This is a genomic window from Tenacibaculum sp. 190130A14a (assembly GCF_964048965.1).
GTDB classification, from domain to species: domain Bacteria; phylum Bacteroidota; class Bacteroidia; order Flavobacteriales; family Flavobacteriaceae; genus Polaribacter; species Polaribacter polynesiense.
Map to the genome: position 1 here is coordinate 1,684,391 of NZ_OZ040189.1, position 23,680 is coordinate 1,708,070.

The 23,680-nt window shown below is 31.7% G+C and carries 12 protein-coding genes; 10 read left to right on the top strand and 2 right to left on the bottom strand.

Features of this window, described 5'->3' with window-relative positions:
• The first annotated feature begins 67 nt into the window (after positions 1-67).
• From ABNT22_RS08305 to ABNT22_RS08345, 9 genes are all read left to right on the top strand, one after another.
• Entirely contained in the window at positions 68-838 is a 771-nt protein-coding gene (locus tag ABNT22_RS08305) for a LexA family transcriptional regulator (protein WP_348718820.1), read from the top strand.
• Positions 838-2,250 (top strand): exonuclease domain-containing protein, encoded by a 1,413-nt coding sequence (locus tag ABNT22_RS08310; RefSeq protein ID WP_348718819.1) that lies wholly within the window; start codon positions 838-840, stop codon positions 2,248-2,250. The genes ABNT22_RS08305 and ABNT22_RS08310 overlap by 1 nt, the downstream gene beginning before the upstream one ends.
• Positions 2,251-2,600: 350 nt before the next feature.
• Positions 2,601-4,469, top strand: a complete 1,869-nt coding sequence (locus ABNT22_RS08315; protein WP_348718818.1) for a hypothetical protein — start codon at positions 2,601-2,603, stop codon at positions 4,467-4,469.
• 176 nt (positions 4,470-4,645) lie between these two features.
• Positions 4,646-13,291, top strand: coding sequence for a hypothetical protein (locus tag ABNT22_RS08320; RefSeq protein WP_348718817.1), 8,646 nt, complete (start codon positions 4,646-4,648; stop codon positions 13,289-13,291).
• 86 nt (positions 13,292-13,377) lie between these two features.
• Positions 13,378-15,027: a hypothetical protein gene (locus ABNT22_RS08325; protein WP_348718815.1), complete on the top strand. Its 1,650-nt coding sequence runs from the start codon at positions 13,378-13,380 to the stop codon at positions 15,025-15,027.
• 7 nt (positions 15,028-15,034) lie between these two features.
• Entirely contained in the window at positions 15,035-15,898 is an 864-nt protein-coding gene (locus tag ABNT22_RS08330) for a hypothetical protein (RefSeq protein ID WP_348718814.1), read from the top strand.
• A 19-nt stretch (positions 15,899-15,917) separates the two neighbouring features.
• Positions 15,918-18,374: a hypothetical protein gene (locus tag ABNT22_RS08335; protein ID WP_348718813.1), complete on the top strand. Its 2,457-nt coding sequence runs from the start codon at positions 15,918-15,920 to the stop codon at positions 18,372-18,374.
• A 293-nt stretch (positions 18,375-18,667) separates the two neighbouring features.
• The gene (locus ABNT22_RS08340) at positions 18,668-20,905 is read left to right on the top strand and encodes a T9SS type A sorting domain-containing protein (protein WP_348727288.1); all 2,238 of its coding nucleotides are present in this window, start codon (positions 18,668-18,670) and stop codon (positions 20,903-20,905) included.
• Positions 20,871-21,050 (top strand): hypothetical protein, encoded by a 180-nt coding sequence (locus ABNT22_RS08345; RefSeq protein ID WP_348714279.1) that lies wholly within the window; start codon positions 20,871-20,873, stop codon positions 21,048-21,050. Before ABNT22_RS08340 ends, ABNT22_RS08345 begins: the two co-directional genes overlap by 35 nt.
• Before the next feature lie 69 nt (positions 21,051-21,119).
• Here ABNT22_RS08345 and ABNT22_RS08350 read toward each other — a convergent pair whose 3' ends face one another.
• Both ABNT22_RS08350 and ABNT22_RS08355 read right to left on the bottom strand, forming a co-directional pair.
• Positions 21,120-21,818, bottom strand: coding sequence for a response regulator transcription factor (locus ABNT22_RS08350; protein ID WP_348714278.1), 699 nt, complete (start codon positions 21,816-21,818; stop codon positions 21,120-21,122).
• On the bottom strand, positions 21,815-22,414 hold the full coding sequence (locus ABNT22_RS08355) for a sensor histidine kinase (RefSeq protein WP_348714277.1): 600 nt from the start codon (positions 22,412-22,414) through the stop codon (positions 21,815-21,817). The genes ABNT22_RS08350 and ABNT22_RS08355 overlap by 4 nt, the downstream gene beginning before the upstream one ends.
• 394 nt (positions 22,415-22,808) lie before the next feature.
• Here ABNT22_RS08355 and ABNT22_RS08360 point away from each other — a divergent pair, with 394 nt between their 5' ends.
• Positions 22,809-23,675, top strand: a complete 867-nt coding sequence (locus ABNT22_RS08360) for an ABC transporter ATP-binding protein (protein ID WP_348714276.1) — start codon at positions 22,809-22,811, stop codon at positions 23,673-23,675.
• Positions 23,676-23,680: the final 5 nt, after the last annotated feature.

Consider the following 23,680-nt stretch of genomic DNA (forward strand, 5'->3'; position numbering starts at 1 on the left):
GACAATTTAGAAACATACTACAAAATTAAGTACAAAATATAGCAAAGATTGCTTATATTTGTAGCAAATGAAAAATATAGCAAAAAACATCCGTCATTTACGTAAGTTAAAAAGTCTTACACAAGAGCAGTTTGCTGATGATGTGTCTATTACTCGTTCTCGAGTTTCTTCTTATGAAGAAGGTCGGTCAGAACCTCCTATTGAAACATTGATTAACTTTTCGAATTACTTTAATTTACCGATTGATATTTTGGTAAAGAATGATTTGACTTATGCTACAGATACTTCTTTTATAGAAATAGGAAATCAACGTGTATTGTTTCCAATAGCGGTAGATAATACCAATGAAAATATGATTGAGGTAGTACCTACAGAAGCTTCAGCAGGATACCTTTTAGGATATGACGATCCAGAATATATTGAGCAGTTACAAAAAATAAAACTTCCGTTTTTGCCTGTAGGAAAACACAGAGCATTTCCTATTAAAGGAGATTCTATGCACCCTATGAAAGATGGTTCATATGTAATAGCGAGCTTTGTTGAAAATGTAAGAGATGTAAAGGATGGAACATCATATATCATTGTGACTAAGAATGATGGAATGACTTACAAGCGTTTGTATAATAAAATAGAGGAGAGTAATACTTTATTACTTGTGCCTGATAATAAAAACTATGCATCGTATAATGTTCCAGTGGCTGAGGTGGTTGAGTTATGGGAATTTACCTGTAGCATCAATACACAAGAGTATGATGAAAGAGATTTAAAAATAAGTAGTATTGCCAATATGCTCACTCAATTAGGAGTGGAATTAGAATCATTAGCCAAGCTTCAATAATGAATTACGCAATAGTTGATATAGAAACTGACGGAGGAGTAAAAATTACTGAAATAAGTATTTTTATTTTCGATGGAGAACAAGTAATTGATGAATTTACCACATTGGTTAATCCGGGAACTAACATTCCTGGATTTATTACACAGCTTACTGGAATTACCAACTTTATGGTAAAAGATAGTCCTAAGTTTGAAGAAGTGGCCAAAAAGATTTATCAGATTACAGAAGGCTGTATTTTTGTAGCTCATAATGTAAATTTCGATTATGGAATTATAGGAAAAGAGTTTAAATCATTAGGATTAACCTATCGAAGAAAGAAACTTTGTACAGTTCGATTATCAAGAAAATTATTGCCAAATAAAAAATCATACAGCTTAGGGAAGCTATGTGTTTCGGAAGGAATTACGATTGCAGACAGACACCGAGCAAGAGGAGATGCAGAAGCAACAGTTATTTTATTTCAAAAGTTAATCGAAAAAGATCGAGTAGATGATTTTAAAGTGATTAATTCCTTTTTAAATCCGAGATCTAAAGAAGCAACCTTACCACCTTTATTAGCGAAAGAAGTTTTTGATGGTTTATCAGAAAAACATGGAGTCTATTATTTCTGGAATAAAGATAAAGAGGTCATCTATGTAGGAAAAGCTAATAATATCAAGCAACGAGTATTAAGTCATTTTCATGATAAGAAAAAGAAAGAAATACTTATGTGTATGGCAACTGCTAATATAACGTACACAGAAACAGGAAATGAGTTATTGGCACTTTTATTAGAATCGGCAGAAATTAAGCGATTGTTTCCTAAATATAACAGAGCGCAAAGAAGAAAGCAGCATGGTTACGCATTGTTTAGCTATTATGATAGAAAAGGAATTCTTCATTTAGCGTGGAATAATTTAAAAATGGTGAATCAACCACTGATGAAGTTTTATACGCTTACAGAAGCACGAAATTTTGTAGAACGTTTGTGTAGCACTTTTGAATTATGTCCGAAATATTGTCATTTACAAACCAATGTAAGTAGCTGTTTTCATTACCAAATAAAAGAATGTAGAGGTATTTGTAGAGAAGAGGAAGCTATAGAAAATTATAACAGTCGTGTAGTTGAAGCAATAGCTTCGTTGGCTTTCGATAACAAAGATTTTGTAGTACATGAAGCAGGAAGAGAAGAGAATGAGATAGGCTATGCTTTAGTAGTGAATAATATTTATAAAGGATATGGTTATCTAAAAAAGCAGAAAACCTATACTTCAAAAGATTACCAAGAGAATCTACAAAGCCAATCTGATAATCAAGATGTACGAAGAATACTCAATGCGTATTTAAGAAAGAATTCAGAAGCAATTATTGAAATAGATGCAAGCTCTTATCAAGAAGATTCTGTGATAGAATTGGAGTTTAAGTTTGAGTAGTATTGCTTATAGTAACTAAAAGTTAGCTATCTCTGCTTTTGTACCATTACACCTTACGGTTGTGAAAGAGTAAATAGAAAGAATTATTATACATACGATTGTATCCCAGGCTCCCGCACGATTGTATCGTGTGGTAATTGGCAAATAAATAGATAGATAATAATAATGAAAACTACTTTAAGAAATTGAAGTAGTTTTTTATTTTAAATAAAAAGTTACTAACCATTTAGACTTCTTTATTTTCTTTTACATTACAATAGTTACTTCGCACATATAAATTTGTATTTTGTATCATGTATATTTGTTTTTAAATGAATAACATTTTATTTACCCTACATTTTTAGTTCATTATGTTAAAAAAATTAGTCGTATTCACTTTCTTATGGTTGATATCATTCCCCAGTATATCACAAAACTCTATTGAAGATTTAGAAAAAAAGTTAGCAACTGTTTCAGATAAAAATGAAAAACTCGAGATCTTAGATAAACTAACAAAAGCTATTCTTAAAAATAAGAAGGATTATGAATTGACCTATTTTAATGAATATGTAGCGCTTGCTCAGGAGTTGAAAAAATATGATTTAGCTGCTCAAAAAGCACGTTTTATTATACAGCATTATACCAATTTTGGAAAACTAGATTCTACAAAGTATTATGTAGATAAAATGTTAGGATATAAGGAGTTTTTTAAGGATCCAACAACAGAAGCACACTTACTACTTAAAAGAGCAAGTTACTTTTATAATACAGATAAATATCAAAAAGCAATTGCAGATTATAAACGTTCAGGAGATATTTTTATCAAAGAAAATAAAGGTGTAATTAATGCAGCAGATGCAAGACTTTTTACAGCGCAGGTTTATAACGATTTAAATGAGTTTTTAAATGCAGTCACTAATTACGAAGAAGCGTATAAATTATATGATGAATTAAATGATAATTTTTATAAAAATTTCACTTTGTCAGAGCTAGCTGGTATCTATTCTAAAAATGGTTTTCACGAAAAATCAATTTCAGAACGTGAAAAAGTGCTCCAAAACGCTAAGGAAATAAAAGACTACGCTTCCTTATTTTATGCTTATGGGAATTTAGCCAAGATTCATCAAAAAGTTAAGAATTTTGATAAAGTTAAAAAGTATATTGATTCTACAAAGTTTTATGCCGACAGTGTACAAAACAGGCAACGAAAGGTATTGTCTAATTTGTTTTTGGCAAACTTAAATATGGATTACAATTTGGATCTAGATAATATTTCTGAAGCAGAAAAATACTTGGAAGAAGCTAAAACTTGGGTTCAAAAATCTAGTGCTCCTGAATTTTTCCAGAGAATGAATTATGAATACCAGGCTAAAGTTTACAGTAAAAAGAAAGAGTATAGAAAAGCAGAAGAAGCATTACAAAAAGTATTAGCTCTGAAAGGTCAAGAGGGTCAAGAAGAAAAGGTTAAAAGTGCAGAAAAAGAACTTGCTAAAATTTATGGGGCTACTAGACAGTATAAAAAAGCATTCGAACATTTAAATACCTATTTACAATTAGAGGAAGCGAATAACAAACTTGTAAAGGACAATACGTTTTTATATTATCAATCTCAGTTTGAAACACAAAGAAAGGATGCCGAAATTCTTAAAAAGGAAAATGACATTCAACTGTTAGAAAAAGAAAAGGAACTATCTACAGCAAAAAGAAAAGTATTATGGTCAGTTTTTCTATCAATTGTGGTCATTTTATTGCTAACGGCATATTTCATTTGGAAACAAGGAAAGCACAAAAGAAGAGCATTGGCCAAGAAAATAGAAAAGAATAAGCAAGCGTTAGAAGAATATACCAAGCAACTTTTAGAAAAAAGAAGAATACAAGAAACATTAACAGAAGAGATAGAAAGATTAAAAGAAGAGGCAGGAAGTAAAAATTCTGCTGAAGAGGAAATTGAAAATTTAACTTCTGTTAAAATTCTTACAAATGAAGACTGGTATAATTTTAAAGAAAAATTTTCGAGTGTATATCCAGATTTTTTTAGAAATATAAAAGAAAAAGGGTATTCACTAACAAAAGCTGAAGAACGATTATTGGCTTTGGAAAAATTATATCTCGATACAAATCAAATAGCAAGTATGTTGGCTATTTCAAATACAAGTGTGGTAAAAAGTAGGTTCAGACTTCGAAAAAAAATTAACGTCCCTAAAGGAATTTCCACATTACATTATTTAGAAGCTTCTTAACAAAGTCATATGGGTGATTTATTCCGGTTTAAATTGTCTTTTTTTTGTCCATTTTAGTTGGTTTAAGTCTTGTTAATCAACGGTTTGGGTTTGTCTTTTTTTTGTCTATGATCATTCTTTAAGTAATTGAGAGTTTAGTTCTTTATTTGAACTAGACTTTAAATTCCTTAATGATTATGCAAAAAAGATTACTTATAGTTTTAGCTTTTTGTAACATCTTTATATCATTTACCAATGCACAATCTATAGAGTGTTCTTTAGATGAAACTACCTTTTCAGGAACGATAACAACAACAGGTGCTGGTGGAGTAAAAATAAAAGCGAGTGACGCTACTTCAAACTATAGATTTGGAGAGCGAGTAGCTATAGATGGTAATATTGCTGTTACAGTATCTCGCAATAATGGAGCAGTAGCAGGGAAAGTATATGTATATATTAACGATGGTTCAGGAAACTGGTCTCAACAAACCATATTAACAGCTAGTGATGGTTTTGCAGGTGATAATTTTGGATCTAGTGTTGCCTTAGAGGGTAATTACTTAGTTGTTGGAGCTAGATCACAAACCAATACATCAGTAGTAGATTCAGGAGCAGCTTATCTATTTGAATATGATGGAGTAAGTACCTGGACAGAAGTTAAAATATTTGAACCTAGCGATGGAAGTTCAGGTGATCGTTTTGGAGAATCCGTTTCTATTGAAGGAAACTTAATTCTTGTTGGAGCTAGGGATGGAGCAGTAGGAGGATGTGCTTATTTATATGAAAATGATGGAACCAATACATTTACATACACCGAAACTAAATTAGAACCTCAAGTACAATCTAATTATTCAGGGGCAAAATTTGGTTATGATGTTTTGGTTAAAGATGGTCGCGCCTATGTTGGTGGGCCTGCGGATTATTCTTCTGTAGGTAGAGCTTCTGCCGGATCGGTACAAATATGGGACCAAGCTAATGATGGATCTTGGTCGCGAACACACAGATTAAGAGGTACAGAAACCTCTGAGTATTTTGGTAGCGCTATTAGTGTTAATGGAGATTATTTAGCTATTGGTGCATATAATTTTGAAGTATCCTCTACACCTGAAGCTGACCAAGGTAGAGTGTTCGTTTATAAAGCCGATATAAATGGTGATTATTTAGATGCCAACAGAGTAATGGTTCAGAATGATGATAAGGACAGTTATAATGACCAACGTTTTGGAACAGATGTGGTAATAGATAATGGTTTTTTATATGTCGGAACTTTTGGAAATGGATCAAACAGCACTGATGCCGTTTATATTTTTAAAGATGATAGTACTAATAATTGGTCTCAATTAACTAAACTGACTTCTGGTGGCGGATGGGATGAATTTTCAAATAGAGCGTTAGCAGTTTCTTATCCTTATCTACTTATAGGACAAAATGAAGATGATTCACCTTCAAATTCCGGTGCAATTCATTTTGTATCTCTAGCAAGTACAATAACTCCAACTGCTTCGATTTCGGAAGTTACATCAGCATTTATAGGTCAAAATAATGCAACTATAAAACTTAATTTTACAGATGAAGCTACACGTACTGAGATTCAATTTAGTATTGATGGAGGAACAACTTACCCATATGCCTTTAGTGATGATTCAGGAACAGCTGATATAACTAATTTAGGAGTAGGTTCGTATGATCTTAAAGCAAAATATAATTCTGGTTCATGTGTTTTAGACTTAGGAACTGTATCTGTAAATCAAGCTCCCTATACGGCTATTCCAGATGCAAATTTTGAAGCTGCTTTAGAAGCCTTAGGATATGATGATATTTCTGGAGATGGACAAGTGCCAACAGCTATTATTGAAGTGGTAACTTCTTTAGATGTTTCGAACGGATCAATTTCTGACATGACAGGAATTCAAGATTTTCTTGCCTTAGAATATCTAAATTGTAGAGTTAATCCTCTTGAAAGTATAGATCTATCAAATAATGCACAATTAAAAACATTTATTAGTGACAGTAGTCGATTGGATGAAATTGACGTAACAAACAATCCATTATTAGAGGTATTAGATGTTTCTGCTAATGATGACATAGCAGTATTGAACCTTAGTAATAATTCATTACTTAGAGAATTAACATGTAATTTTAATTCAATTACTGCTTTAGATTTAAGTAATAATACAGTTTTAGAAGTTTTAATAGCGTATAACAATAATTTAACTTCATTAGATTTAACTAGCAATGCTGCATTAGTACAACTAGATGCTAGAAACAACAGCTTAACTTCTCTAGATATTAAAAACGGGAATAACACGAATATGACAACTTTTGATGTTCGTTCTAATTCTGGATTATTTTGTATTAATGTAGATGATAAAGCATATAGTACCACTAATTGGACTCAAATAAGTTCCGGAATGGTATTTAGTGATGATGGTTGTCGATATACACAAATACCAGATACTAATTTTGAAGCGGCTTTAAATACTTTGGGTTATGATGACCTTTTAGGTGACGGACAAGTGCCAACAGCTTTAATTGAAGTTATCACCACACTTGAATTAAACAATCAAAACATTTCAGATTTAACAGGAATCAATGATTTTATTGCATTAGAATCCTTAAAACTTCAATACAACAGTTTGACTTCTTTAGATGTTTCAAGCTTAGTCAATCTTAAAACACTTTGGGCTTCAAATGGAAATATTTTCAACACTATAGATGTTAGTAATAATACGGCACTACAAGATTTTAGAATTAGACAGTATAAAGGAACAACAATAGACTTGTCAGCTAACACAGCATTAACCCGTTTTGCTTGTACAAGTTGTGATTTAGAGACAGTAGATACAAGTAATAATCCCAACCTAAATTTTCTAGATTTATGGGATTCAGACATTACATCGATAGATGTGAGTTCAAATATAAATTTAGCTACATTAGACGTTGCATACACAAATTTATCCGAATTAGATTTATCATTAAATACTGGCTTAACAAATTTAATTGCTCATGATATAAACTCGTTAACGAGTTTAAATGTTAAAAATGGTACTAATACAAGCATTACTGGATTCAAGACTGCTGGAACCCCTGTTCCTTGTATTTTAGTAGATGATGTTACTTACAGTACAACCAATTGGACAAATATTGACGCAACCTCTACATTTAGTAATACCTATTGTAATTATACGGCAATTCCAGATGCTAATTTTGAAGCAGAGTTAGAAGCTTTAGGTTATGATGATATTTCAGGTGATGGACAAGTGCCAACCGCATTAATTGAAGTTGTAACAGCTTTAGATGTTAATAATAAGAATATTTCAGATTTAACAGGAATTGAAGACTTTACTGCATTAATAGAATTAATAGCTAATGCTAATAATATTACTAGTATAGATATTTCTCAAAATGTAGATTTAGAAACACTAATAATTGGAGCAAATGATTTAACGGTATTAGATATTTCTAATAATACGTTATTGAAGCGATTAGATGTTTTGTATAATGACATTACAACTTTAGACACTAGGAATAACCCTAACTTGGTTACTCTAAAGGCTTATAATACAGATGTTACTAGTTATGACTTTAGCAATAACCCTCTTTTAGAAAAAGTAGAAATATATAATAATAATGCTTTAACAGCTTTGGATGTTTCTAATCTATCTCAATTAGATGACCTTAGAATAAACAATACAGGGATTTCAGTATTAGATTTAAGTAATAACCCTAATTTAAGAATTATAAGAGCAAGTGATTCTAATATTCAATCATTAGACTTATCTATTCAAACTAGTTTAATACACGTATACGTTGATAATACCCCTATAAATCATCTTAATGTAAAGAATGGAAACAATACGAACTTCACTCAGTTTCATGCAGATGGTACACCAAACCTGAACTGTGCTGTTGTAGATGACGCAACGTTTAGCACTACTAACTGGACAAATGTAGATGTCGGGATGATTTTTAATGATACCTTTTGCAGATACACTGCTATCCCTGATGCTAATTTTGAAACACGATTAAATACATTAGGATATGATGATATTGCTGGTGATGGTCAAGTACCAACAGCTTTAATCGAAGGAATTACCACATTAGATGTAAGTAACCAAAATATAGCAGATTTAACAGGTATTGAAGGTTTTACAGCACTTGTAGATTTAAATGTAGAAACAAATACATTAACAAGTTTAGACCTTAGTAACAATACTAATCTTCAAGCTTTAAATTTTGATAATAATACTATTGCGAATTTAAACTTAGGCGCAATTTCAAATTTAACTTCAATAGAAGGTCGTTACAATCAATTGTTAACAATAGATTTGAGTAAAAATACCAACCTAACATTCGTTAACTTAAGAGATAATTTATTCACAAGTCTAGATGTTTCAAGTAATCCTCTTTTAGAAACGATTAATTTAAGAGGTTGTACCAACTTAACAAGTATTGATATAAGTAATAATCCTAATGTGAAGTTTTTATATTTTCAAGACACCTTGTTAAACGGATTAGATGTTTCTCAAAATCCATTATTAGAAGTTATAGTTATTGAACGTGTTAATTTTAATAGTATTGATGTATCTAATTTACCACTATTAAGACAATTAAGAATTGCAGATAATAGTTTTACAAGTTTAGATGTATCAAATAATCCAGCTTTAGTACGATTAGAATGTGAAAATAACAATCTAACATATTTAAATCTTAAAAATGGCAATAACACCAACATGCCAAATGGAGATTTTATAGCTACAGGGAATACTTCTTTAACCTGTATTATAGTAGATGATGCTATTTACAGTGCAACCAATTGGACGAACATTGATGGTACTGCAAGTTTTACTGATGCTGATTATTGTCAATATACTGATATTCCAGATGCAAATTTTGAAGCAAGATTAGAAGCTTTGGGTCATGATGATATTTCTGGAGATGGTAAAGTTCCTACAAGGTTAATTAAAGAAGTTACTTCTTTAACCGTAAATGGACATTCGGTATCAGATTTTACAGGAATTGAAGATTTTACGGGATTAACTTATTTAGATGTAGGTAATAATAATATTACTAGTCTTGATGTGTCAAATCTAATTTTACTAGAATTTTTAAGAGTTGACGGAAATTCGTTAACAAGTTTAGATCTTTCAAATAACACTATACTAGTAGATTTGAGATGTTCTTATAATTCAGGAATTGCTGGCTTAGACTTATCAAGTAATACATTATTAGAAACTGCACACTTAGGTAACAATAGTATTGCTAGTTTAGATGTAAGTAACAATACTTTATTGTACGATTTACGTCTTACGGGAAATAACTTAACTACATTAAGCGTAACGAATAATACGGCATTACAAACCTTAATTGTAAGCAGCAATCCTTTAACCACTTTAGATTTAACTGCAAATATAGCATTAACTTCTTTTTACGGAACTAATTGTGGTTTGACAACTGTAACGAATATCAATTCAACAGTTTTACAAGATTTATATTTACAAAGGAATAATCTTACTAGTATTGATTTTTCAAGTAGTGCAGCAACAATCACTAATGTTTATTTATCTGAAAATAGTATAACTGATTTAGATTTCACAGGAGCTATTAGTTTAAAAAAGCTATCTGTTTATGAGAATAATATTTCAAGTTTAGATGTTACACAAGCAGTAAGTTTAGAAGAAGTGTATGTTACTGATAATGATTTGACATACTTCAATATAAAAAACGGAAACAATACGGCAATTCATGAATTTCATGCAGATAACAATCCTTCTTTAACTTGTATTTTAGTTGATGATGCTTCAACAAGCACTACTCGATGGATTAGTGGTATTGATAATACTGCCAGCTTTAGTGATACGTATTGTCGTTATACAGCAATTCCAGATTCAATATTTGAAGCAAGATTAGAATCTTTAGGTTATGATGATATTTCTGGAGATGGACAAGTACCAACAGCACTAATTGAAACGGTAACATCGTTAACAGTAAATGATCTTGGAATTAATGAATTAACAGGAATTGAAAATTTTACTGCATTAGTTACATTAAACGCCAGAGGTAATAATTTTACTACGTTAGATGTGAGTGAGAACGTTTTATTACAGCACTTATATATCAATAGCAATAGTTTGCCATCAATCGATGTATCTAAAAATGTTGTTTTAAGAAATTTAAATATTGGTTCTAATAGCATTACTTCTCTAGATGTATCTAATAATCCAGATTTGAGAGATTTATGGGTACAAGGAAATGGAGGATTGACAAGTTTAGACCTAAGTAATAATCTTGAAATAAGAGAATTATACACATATAGTTCTGGAATATCAACATTAGATTTAAGTATTCATGTAGAGCTTCGAATACTTTCTGCTTATAGGACATCTATGACATCAATCGATCTTTCGAATAACCCTGAATTAAGATCACTACGTGTAGATGAAACTAATATTTCAACCTTAGATTTAACTAACAATACCAAAATCGAAACACTACGTGTAAATGATACAGGTATTGCAGTCTTAGATTTAAGTAATCAAACCAATTTAGAGAAACTTTGGGCACACGATACAAGCTTAGGTAATTTAAATGTTAGAAATGGTAATAACACTAATGTTACAACTTTTGAAATAGAGAACAATCCTAATTTAACCTGTGTTTTAGTTGATGATTTAGTGTATAGTTCAACCAACTGGACAAATAAGGATGCTACTACAAACTTCAGTGATACCTATTGTGAATATACTAGTATTCCTGATGCTAATTTTGAGGCAACTTTAGAGGCCTTAGGCTATGATGATATTTCTGGAGATGGACAAGTACCAACACCATTAATCGAGGTAGTTGAAGATTTAGCAATCGTATCAAAATCAATTGCTGACATTACGGGTATTGAGGATTTCATCGCATTGAAAACATTAAACTGTGCAGGAAATACTTTTACAAGTCTTGATCTTTCAAACAATACACAACTAACTTCTGTAATCACAAAGTTTACTCCTCTCACGACATTAAACATAAGTAACAGTACTAACTTAGATGTACTTGTTTGTTCATTCAATAATTTAACAACCCTTGATGTTTCCAATAATATAGCGTTAACATACTTAGAGTGTAATAATAATAACCTAACAAACCTAGGTGTTTCCTTGAATACCGCGTTATTAGATTTACGTTGTGGGAACAACAGTTTAACGGCTATTGATGTTTCTACTAATACAGCACTTACATCTTTCTGGTGTCAAGACAATTCAATTACCGATTTAGACCTTAGTAACCAAACAGGACTAGTTTCAATTACAGTAAACAATAACAGTTTAACTAGTTTAAACGTTAAAAATGGAAACAATACTAACGTTACGAATTTTATAGCAACAGGAAATCCTAGCTTAACATGTATTACTGTTGATGATGCCGCTTATAGTACTACAAACTGGTTAGGTGTTGATGATACAGCTAGTTTTAACAATTTAGGTTGTCGTTACACACAAATTCCTGATGTAAATTTCGAAGCGGAATTAGAAGCTTTAGGTTATGATGACATTTCTGGTGACGGACAAGTACCAACCTATTTAATTGAAGGAATTACGACTCTAAACGTAAATAACCTATCCATTACAGACTTTACTGGAATAGAAGATTTTGTTGGACTAACTCATTTAGATGTTGGAAATAATAATGCTGGAAGTATTGATATAACTAGTCTTGTTCTATTAGAATTTGTAAGACTAGATGCCATGTCGTTAACATCAATAGATCTTTCTAAAAACATAGCACTTACCGATTTACGTTGTTCATTTAATACAGGAATAACAAGTATCGATGTATCAAATAATGCTTTACTGGAAACAGCACATATTGGGAATAATGGTCTGACTAGTATAGATCTAAGTAATAACACATTACTATATGAGTTGAGAATGTCTAATAACAAGCTAACAAGTGTCGATTTATCAAACAATACAGCGTTAACAGAATTGAATCTATCAAATAATGAGTTAAGCTCTTTAAATCTTAAAAACGCGAATAACACTAATATTGTATTAATTTATATTACAGGTAATCCACTTTTAAGTTGTGTTTTAGTTGACGATGCAAATTACAGTACAATCAATTGGACGAATATTGATAATACAACAAGTTTTAGTGACACCAGCTGTTTAGGTGTTCAAATAGCTTTAAAAGTATACTTGCAAGGTGCATTTTTAAATCCAAATACAGGAGAAGAAAGCTTGATGCGAGATGATTTACGTGTATCAGGAGGCGTTTACGGTTCTACCTCACCTTATAGCGACAGCGCTACTATTTCAGATGCCATTAAAGTGGATGATGCGGGATCTGATTCAATGGTAGATTGGGTTTGGGTAGAGTTAAGAGATGCTGATAATCCAAGTCAAGTAATCGCTGGTAAATCTGGAATTTTACAACGTGATGGAGATGTCGTAGCTATAACTGATGATAGAAATTCTCCCATGTCATTCAATGTAAGTGCTGATAATTATTACATAGTAATTAAGCATAGGAATCACTTAAATATTATGACAGCTGCTGTCATAAACTTATCCAAAACAATTACAACTGTTGATCTCTCCTCAACTAACACTGCAGTGGCTGGGGGTGTAAATGGAGTTGTAGATATGGGTAGTGGAATTTTTGCCATGATTTCAGGAGATTTTGATGAGAATGGACAAATTCAAAACATTGATACTAATTCCGTAATCCAACAACTGGGAGTTTCGGGGTATAACAAAGCCGATTTTGATATGAACGGTCAGGTGCAAAACTCAGATATCAATAACCTTTTAAATCCTAACATTGGAAGGGGGGAGCAACTTCTTAAATAGCACCGATTAACCACAATAAGCATATAAAATTTTTAATTATAAAACGGGATTGCAGAAGATTTCCCAGCAATTTTAATTCAATAAACATGAAAAAATTAGGTACTTTTTTATTTTTAACTCTCTTCTCTTTAGTTTCTTATGCTCAAACTCCAGAAGGATTTAACTATCAGTCTGTTGTTAGAGATGCTTCAGGAGATATAATAGCAAATACCGCAATAGGAGTACAGTTTAAATTACATCAAACTACAGCAGTAGGAACGGTTGTATTTACAGAGACACATACACCAACAACAAACGCATATGGAGTTTTTAATTTAGTGGTTGGCCAAGGAACAACTACCGATGATTTTTCAAGTATTGATTGGTCTGCTCACAGTTACTTTATTGAAGTAAGTATTGATGTTGCTGGAGGAACAACTTATGTAAGTATGGGAACTACACAGTTATTAAGTGTTCCATACGCACTACAAGCGAAATATGTTGAAAATGGAGATGATTTAGGAAATCATACAGCAACGAAAAATTTCCAAACAGGAGGTTTCTGGATTTCTAATGATGGTGATGATGAAGGATTACTAGTAAATTCTGGAGGAAGAGTAACTACATCACACAAATTGTTCTTAGGTAGTAATATTAATCTTGACACGCATTGGATTAATGGCGATGGTACTGACAATAAAGGTATCCAATTTGATACAAGCGGGAATGTAACCACTTCTGGTAAAATTTCTTTAGGAGGTAATGTGCAGTTAAATGACAACTGGTTATCTAATGATGGAGACGATGAAGGAATTAAGATTTTAGATAATGGAACTATAGAACTTACGGGTAATATAAAATTAGCTGATAATTGGATTAACAATGATGGTGGTGACGAAGGTTTACAGTTCGATACTAATGGTAACGTAACTTCTTCTGGAACTTTAACTTTAGGAGGTAACGCATTATTAAATAATAACTGGTTATCTAATGATGGTGGAAACGAAGGATTACAAATTGATAACACAGGAAATATAACTACCTCAGGAGATTTAACTTTAGGAGGAAATTTTCAGCTAAATGGAATATTAACATCACCATCTGAAAACCAAATTTTTGGTACTTATGACAATACAAGTAATCTTTCAAATCTTGATAGAAGAAATGTAATTATTGGATATCAAGCGGCAGAAGGTGCTCAATCTGGAGATAGTAATGTTGTTATTGGATACTTTGCTGGATATAATTTAAACGGAGATTCTAATGTATTGATAGGAACGGCAGCAGGAGCAGGTGGAACATTCTCTAATCAATTACATATCAGGGATTTAATTTATGGAGAGTTTGATAATGATTTATTACAAGTAAAAGGAGAACTAAAAGTTGATGAAAATATATCTACTGATGGAAATGTAATTATTGACGAAGACGGTGATGATTTAAGAGCGGCAGGAGCGGCAAATAATGTAGAAATTATTTCTGTAATTGTAGATACTGATGGAACACTAAATTCTAATGTTACCAGCTCATCTGGTATTACAGCTTCTTTAAGTGGAAACATATACACCGTAAATTATTCGAATCACTTTTCAAGTATTCCTTCAGTAACTATTACTTGCGTTGCTTCTACTTCGAAAACTCGAAATGCACAAATTACTTCTCTCGCTCAAGGAAAAGTAGAATACTTAGTTAGAAGTTCTGGAGGTGATGCTAAAACTGATGCTATAACTGTTTTACAAATTATTGGTAAAAGATAATCAGAATATGAAACAGTTTTTATTCATGATATCATTGCTAATTACTTCTTCTTTGTCTTCTCAAACAATAGAACGAACTGTAATTGGATCAAGCGGAACAACTTTAAGCACGGCAAATGCTAGCTTAGGTTTTACCATAGGAGAATTAGTAGTTGCCACTAGTTCAAATGCTAGTAATACCTTAACTCAAGGTTTTCAGCAAGAAACAATCGTTTTAAAGATTAAACTTGCTCCAGTAGTGTTTTTACAAGGTCCTTTAATGACTTCTGGAACTACAATGGATGATAGTTTACGAGCTAATAATTTGTTGCCTACAACAAGTCCATATGCTGATGGATTAGCTTGTAATTCTTCAGTTTTTGATACTACTGGTAGCAATGCAATTGTCGATTGGATTTGGATAACATTGCATGATAAAAATGATAAAGCTGTTATTCTTGCGAGTCAATCAGCATTATTACAAGCCGATGGAGATGTTGTTGATGTTGATGGAGTATCAGTTTTAAAATTCAATTTGTCTTCAGATAGTTATTACATAGCTGTAAACCATAGAAATCATTTAGGAATTATAAGTACATCTACTGTTGCTTTAAATACAGATTCTTCAGTAATAGTAAATCTGAGTAATTCTACTGCTTCAGTTTTTGGAGGAATCAACTCTCTGGTAGACATGGGGAATGGAATTTACGCCATGATTTCTGGAGATTTTGATGAAAATGGTCAAATCCAAAATACCGATACAAATGCGGTAATTCAATTGTTAGGAATTTCTGGTTATAATAAAGCTGACTTTGATATGAATGGACAGGTTCAAAATGCAGATATCAATAATATTTTGAATACTAATATTGGTAAAGGACAGCAATTTTAACAACTAACCCCTAATCCTCATGGTTTATCATAAATCTACTACAAAACTATTTTCATGGAAACTTTTCATGTTTGTTTCTATGATGTTTCTGAACATTGGGCATCCCCTCATGGCCCAATGTCCTTCAGGATCTGTATATCTTACTTCTCAAACGGCAGTAAACGATTTTATCAAAAACTATCCTGATTGTACCTCAATTACCGGAAACTTAGTAATCTCTAGTACTTCCGTAACAGACATCTCTGGATTAAATAATAAAATCAAAAGTGTTACAGGTTTATTATCGATTTCTAGTACAAGCCTTACCAACTTAAGTGGTTTACAAGGCCTTGAAACTATTGGCAGTTCTTTATCAATAAATAACAATGATAATTTAACTAGTTTAACATCGCTCTCTAACTTAACAACCATAGGAAATGGATTAACAATATCAGGAAATGATGCTATAACCACAATTGATGGTATTGGAAATGTGTCAACCGTTTCATCAATCAAGGTAACTTCAAATTACGCCTTAACAGATATGAGTGTTTTTAGTTATCTCGCTAATGTTGATTTTGACATTACTGTTGGCTATAACAATTTGATGAATTTACAGGGATTACACAATTTAACAGGAGTAAAAAACCTTACCATTGCAGAACCTAAAATAACGGACCTTAAAGATCTTAATAAATTAACCAATGTCAATCGATTAATTGTTCAAAGTAATTCAATTATTACTTCTTTACAAGGGCTAGAGAACATCACAAGTGTTGATGAGGTTTTATTTTCAGATTTAACAGCATTGGTAGACTTAAACTACTTTCCTAATGTTAGTAATTTACCAAGGTTAAAATTAAGAGGGTTGAATACCATTACAAATCTAAATGGTTTAAGTAATCTTCAAACAATCACAACTTTTGAAATTGAAACTTGTAGTGCATTAGCATCTTTATCTGGAATTACAAATCTTACAAGTGTTACATCTTTATTCTCTTTAAAATACCTTTCTCTAATAGATTTATCAGGTGCAGAAAATGTAATTTCTTTAAATGATTTAACTATTGATACCTGTAATAATATAACCAATTTAACAGGACTTGATAATGTAGTTTCTTTGAATGATATTTCAATTACGGATGCAGGGGCTCTCGAAAATTTAACCGGTTTATCAAACTCAAATACGATTAAAAGTATCACAATTGATAACTGTGATAGCTTAACAGGTTTCAATGGTTTAAAAAAGAATGCAACAGATACAATTGACTTAAAAAATAGTGATGCGATGAATACTTTAAATGGCTTGAATTCATTTACTACCATGAGCTCTTTAAGTATTCAAAACTGTTCAGCATTTAATTCGTTAGATGGAATTCAAAACCTTACCAATCTAGATAATTTAACGATTCGAAATACAGGATTAACTAGCATGAATGGATTTCCGAATATTACAAGTATTGGATATGTATTACTACTAGATAATTCCGCATTAACTTCCTTAGACGGATTTGAATCGCTAACAAACATTGACAGGATAAATATTTCAGGGAATGGGCTATTAGAAGTTGATGGCTTGCAAAATTTAAAATCGATAAATGCTGCAAATATTGCTTCTGTAGACATTTACTTAGCTGAAGAAAACCTACAAACAGTTAACCTAAGCTCTTTACAAAATGTAAATGTTAGTTATTGGTCTTTATATATACCTAATACCAGTAATGTTTGCGGAATTGTAAACTATGCTTTAAACGGTACAAAGCCCACTTATATTTCTTTATATGCTGATGGAGGAAACTATAACAGTTTTGAAGACATAGTGAACGGATGCACAGTTCAATTAACTATAAAAACCTTTTTAGAAGGAGCAGGGATTCATCCTAATTCGGGAGAAGAGGATTTAATGAGAGATGACTTGAGACTAACAAATAATGTTCCTGTAATTAGTCCTTATAATAACTCAATAACCTGTGATGATGCCATTTTTTTAACATCGGGAGAAACAGCAATTGTAGATTGGTTGGAAGTTACATTATTAGATGGATCAGACATAAATACTGTAGTTAGTACGTACTCTTTTTTGGTTCAAAGAAATGGAGCTGTTCTAGATCCTACAACAAACAGTACTAGTTTAAAATTGATTGTACCTGAAGGAAGTTATTATTTGACCATTTCTCACAGAAATCATTTAACAATACAAACAAATTCAACCATTACTTTATCAAAATCTTCACAAACATTTGATTTTACAAGTGATACCTCTTTAACAAAGGGAGGAGGTAATGCGTTTGTACAATTAGCAAATAACAAATATGCAATTCCCTCAGGAGATATAGATCGTAATGGACAAGTTCAAAACTCAGATATAAACAATGTAATTCAATTTTTGGGTAGCTCTGGGTATAAAAATACAGATACAGATATGAACGGTCAGGTACAAAATACAGATATCAATGACCTAATAAACCCTAACATAGGTAAAGGGAATCAATTTTAAATAACGCAATAAACGTTTAACAGATGAAAATATTTAAAAGAAGAAATACCTTCAAGGTACGGCATGAAGTTAAGAAGTTTTCCTATTTCCCAATCTTTTACAAAAGATCGGTGTTTTGGTTATCTCGAGTAAAGATAGAGCGGTCATTTAATGGAATGACTATGCGGATTATAAACATTCAAAAAATTCAATAACCCCAATAACCCCAAAGATAAACAGAAGCTTCTTGGTTATATAGTAGTATAATTTTAAGGGATACAAGGAGCTGAAGTTTATCAATAAAACAGTTTAACATGATAAAAAAAATACAATTATTAGTATTAATTCTGATAACACCGTTGTGTTTCGGGCAAAACATAACATTTACCTTTGAAAATGCTCGAAATACGAATGATGGAATCGATGATTTTTATGAAGCCGATATTTATATAGCTTCAGATACAGATTTTAAATTAGGTTCAGGTCAAGTTTATTTTACCTACAATACAGCAGCTTTTGGAAGTAATATTCATACAAGTGGTAACTTTCAATACTTGCAGCCATCAGGAAGTATTTTAGGAGAAGTTTATGGTTTTCCTGCTTACAAAGATTTTATTGTAAACGATAATACAACATCAAGAGTATCTACTTCTTTCCAGCAAGGAGTAAGTAGTGGAACCATTACGGCGAATAATGTAACCACAACACCAAAACACTTATTTAGTATAAAAATCAAGTATACTGATATAAATGAAACACCAAATGTAGCATTTGAAACAGGAGCAGTGTATTTGGATCAATTTTTCACTGCTTGTGGACCAACTACATTTGGATTTCCAGACTGTACGAATCATCCTGGAGTACAATTAACAGGCGATTCTTTTGATTCAACAGGAGCAGTTGTTGTAGCTGGAGTATCTTGGTTAGGAACAGTAGATTCTAATTGGACAGTTACAGGCAATTGGGGTGGAGGAGCGCTACCAACAACCACAGATAATGTAGTAATACCAAATGTAGCAACGACTCCAGTAATAGGAAGTTCAGTTCAAATCAACGATTTAACAGTAGCATCACTTTCTTCTTTTGAAATCAATGAAAATGGAGGAGTACAAGTAGATGGTAATTTAGACAACAACGGAACTTTTACCATGACATCAACAGCAGCAAATAGTGCTAGTTTGATTGTAAAAGGAACTGCTACAGGACAAGTAAGCTATGAGCGTGGAGGTTTAGTAGCCAACAAATGGAGCATTGTAACCGCTCCAGTCTCTGGTCAAAGTGTAAAAGACTTTGTTGAAAACGCATCGAATAATATTCGAGTAAACACTACAGTAACTCCTAATAGGTATGCGGTAGGATACTATGATGATAGTAGAACAGCAGGAAATAAATGGGTGTATTATACGGTTGATGATTTGGCCTCTAACAGTATTACTTTTGAACAAGGAAGAAGTTATGCTATTTCAAGAGCAAGCAATGGAGCTGTTACATTTACAGGGACTGTAGCAACGATTGATGTAAACCATACAGTAACAGCCTCTCAATGGAATGCAGTAGGAAATCCATACACAGCTTTCTTACCAATTAATGAAAACTCAGGAACGAACTTTATCAATGATAACCTAGCTAGTTTTGATCCGACTTATGTAGGAGCCTATGTTTGGGACAATACTCAAAACAAGTATGTAGCTAAAACATTGGCAAGTGGAGAAAGTTCATTAGCACCCGGACAAGGATTCTTTGTAAAAACTACTAGTGGAATCAGTGCAGTATCATTTAAACAAGCTCAAAGAAAGGTACAACCCGCTACAGGAGGTACTTTTAGTAGAACAGCAAGTGTACCTTCTATAGAATTATCAATAGCTTCTAAAAGTATAAAAGTAAACACTAGCATTAGTTATAGAAGCAATGCAACTAAAGGATTAGATGCAGGATATGATGTAGGAAACTTTGATGGAGCAGGTTTAGATATTTACACCCGACTATTAGATGGTTCATCAGAAAAGAACTTTACTTATCAATCTTTACCAACAGAAACCAATGAAACTGTTGTTATTCCCGTAGGAGTTAAAGCAGCAGCAGGAACATCTATTATCATTAGTGCAGAAAGTACTTCTTTACCAGAAGGAGCTGAGGTGTATTTAGAAGATAGGTTATTAGAGAAGTATATTGACTTAACCAAAGAATCTTATCAAGTAACGCTATCACAATCAGAAAATGGAATAGGAAGATTTTATTTACACAGCAAAGTAGAAGTAATTATTCCAGAAGTGACTTCAGAAGATATCAAGCTTTATACAGCGAACCAAACATTATTTGTAGAAGGTATTCAAGGAGAGCGTTTTGAAGTAGCATTATACAACACTTTAGGATCGTTGGTATATCAAGGAGAATTTACAGGAAGCGGAAAGAATAGTATTGCTTTACCAACGGTAGAAACAGGAGTTTATGTAGTGAATGTAAAGAGTACTATTGGAGTAATAAATAAGAAGGTAATTCTAAAAAAAATAAGCATCGATGAAAACACAAAATACGACAAGTCAAGAAAATAAAATCACAAGAAAAGAAGCCTTAGAAAAGTTAGGGAAGTATGGTAAGTATACAGCATTAACCGCCTTAGGGACTTATATGATTTTAAACCCACAAAGGGCCCAAGCTCAGAGCCCAGAACCAGAACCTCCAGGGGGTGGTTTTTAACAAAGCAGTCAATAAGTTTGTTTATTAAAAAAGTCAGCTATAAATAGCTGACTTTTGTTTTTTTAATCCTTATTTTAACAGCTCCTCTATTCGATTTTTATAACTACTACCTATTGGGATAATATGTTTTCCTATGAAAATTCTATTTCCTTCAATACTTTCAATATACTTTTTATAGACAGCAAAAGAACGATGTACTTGAACAAAATCATCATGAGCGATTGATTCCAGTAATTCAGAAACTTTTTCTCGAACAGTTATAATATTACTTGTAGTAAAAACTTTGGTATAATTACCATCAGACTCAAGAAATAGAATAGTATCAATAGCTATTTGAACATGTTTTTTATTAGAACGTAAAAATAAGGTTCGTTTCAGTTCACTTTTAGATGTTTCAATAGAAGATTGTATTTTTTCATTGGGTTTTACTGCTTTATTTACAGCTTTTAAAAAACGCTCAAAGCCAAAGGGTTTTAGTAAATAATCAATTACGTTTAACTCATAACCTTCTAATGCATATTCCCTATAAGCTGTAGTAACTATAACTTTGGGTGGAGATGTTAGGGTTTTTAAAAAATCAAAACCTTTTAATTTGGGCATGTTTAAATCTAAAAAAACTAAATCTACAGTATGCTTACTCAAATATTCTAGTGCTTCAATAGCATCATAACACTGTTTTGAAAGTTGCATATAAGGAAGCATATCACAATAGCCCTTAATAATTTTATGGGACATTTGTTCATCATCTATAATTAAGTATTTGATCATGTTAGATATATGGTTAGTGTTGCTTTGTAGATATTTTTTAATTCCGTAAAACTAAGCTGATGTTTTTTGGGATATATCAGCTCCAATCTACGTTGTAAATTTTTTAACCCAATTCCAGAATGGCTATTAATTTCTTCAGGATCAAAGTTGTTTTCAATTTCAAAATAAATAACAGTTGAGCTCACTTTAAGTTTAGCCTTTATATAGGCATCATTTCTTAAATTTTCTATTCCGTGTTTAAACGCATTTTCCAATAAATTAATAAACAAAAGTGGTGTAACCTTAATTCCTTCATCTATAATTTCTACATCAAATGTAATATCTATATTTTTATAATAACGTATTTCATGAAGTTCAATATAATGTTCTAAGAAAATTACTTCTTCTTCTATAGTTACATAATCATTGTCACCTCTGTAAATACTATAGCTCATCATATCAGATAATTTAAGGATAAGTGTTTTAGTCTTTTCAGTGTCCTCATCTACTAAGCCGTATAAATTATTTAGCGTATTAAAAAAAAAGTGTGGGTTTACCTGATTTTTTAAATGTAATAACTCAGCTTTTTTATTTTCAGTTTTCAATGAAATAATCATTTTAATTTGTTTGAAAACCCAGTATAGAAAGAGCACTATTAAACTTAAAAAGTAGCATAATGCAATAGTCATATAAGGTTGTTTCCCTCCGAACTCATCATTAAAAGCAACAATAATCACCCCGAATAAGATTAAGAATATTGAGTAACCTCGTTTGGGAATTTTAGGGAGTTTATTAATTATTTTAGAAATCATCTTCAATTATAATTCAAAAAAGAATATAGAACAAATAAGTTGATAGAAACAGATGTTTTAGGGATTAATTGCTATAAATCTGTGATGAACTATTTTATCTCGTTTTTTGATTATTCTGCATTACAAAATACTATGTCTATCCCAACTATTAGAAGAGACGAAGAGGGTCATATATGTTTGATGAAAAATTAAAACAATTATGAGCAGTCTTATCATTTCCAATTTGTCAAAAACCTATACGAATGGCGTAAAAGCGTTGCAAAATGTTTCACTTGAAGTACCAGTAGGCATGTTTGGTTTATTGGGACCAAATGGAGCAGGTAAATCATCGTTAATGCGAACCATTGCTACATTACAAGAAGCAGATGAAGGAAGCATTACTTTAGGAGAAATAAATGTGTTAGAACAAAAAAATAATCTTAGAAAAGTACTGGGATATCTACCACAACAATTTGGATTATATCCAAAAATATCTGCCGAAGTATTGTTAAATCACTTAGCAGCATTAAAAGGAATCATTAATAGAGGAGAACGTAATGATTTAGTAGATGCATTATTACATAAAGTGAATCTATATGATGTAAGAAAGCAGAAATTAGGAGGCTTTTCTGGAGGGATGAAGCAACGTTTTGGTATTGCTCAAGCATTACTCAATAGTCCTAAATTACTGATAGTAGATGAGCCTACTGCTGGCTTAGATCCGATGGAGAGAAATAGATTCTACAACTTATTAAGTGAATTAGGAGAAAATACAGCTGTTATTCTTTCAACTCATATTGTAGATGATGTAAAAGAATTATGTACCAAAATGGCCATTATAAATAAAGGAAATGTTCTTCTTGAAGGGAATCCTTTAAAACTTATTGAAGATATAAAAGGGAAAATATATCAAAAAACGATTCATAAAAAAGAATTGACACTATATAGAAAAGCATACAGGGTATTGAGTGAAAAATTGTTTTTAGGAAAACCCATTATACATGTTTTAAGTGAAACAAATCCTGGAAGTGATTTTATTCCTATTGAAGCCCAATTAGAAGACGTGTATTTCTCACAAATATTTTAAAAATT